Raw genomic sequence first — 542 nt, forward strand, 5'->3', positions numbered from 1 at the left:
CTGGCCAAGTGGGCGGTGGCCTTCGGCCCGGCCGAATACTTCGTGCTGATGGTGTTCGCCATCGTCTGCCTGGCAGGCATGGCCGGCAACAAACCAATGAAGACCGCCATCGCGGCCTGTATTGGCTTGTTCCTGTCGTGTGTCGGCATCGACTCCAACAGCGGCGTGTACCGCTTCACCTTCGGCAGCCTGGGCCTGGCCGACGGCATTCAGTTCGTGGTGCTGGTACTGGGCCTGTTCTCGGTCAGCGAGATCCTCGTGCTGCTCGAGCGTACCCATCATGGCCAGAAAGCCATCGATGCCAGCGGCCGCATGCTGTTCAACGCCAAGGAAGGGATGTCGGTACTGGCGACCAACCTGCGTAGCGGCGTCACCGGCTTCGCGATGGGCGTTCTGCCTGGCGCCGGCGCGACCCTGGCCAGCGCCGTGTCCTACATGGCCGAGAAACGCCTGGCCGTGAAGGACAACAAGTTCGGTGAAGGCGACCTGCGCGGCCTGGCCGCCCCGGAAACCGCCAACAGCGCCGCAGCCTGCGGCTCGAT

1 protein-coding gene is annotated in these 542 nt (G+C 65.1%); it reads left to right on the top strand.

Going from position 1 to position 542, the window contains the following annotated elements; all coding sequences use genetic code 11:
* Positions 1-542 (top strand): tripartite tricarboxylate transporter permease (locus tag QYS36_RS10025; RefSeq protein WP_308839342.1); only part of this gene is annotated, 542 nt, incomplete at both ends.

Source organism: Pseudomonas sp. G34 (assembly GCF_031119625.1).
Taxonomy (GTDB): domain Bacteria; phylum Pseudomonadota; class Gammaproteobacteria; order Pseudomonadales; family Pseudomonadaceae; genus Aquipseudomonas.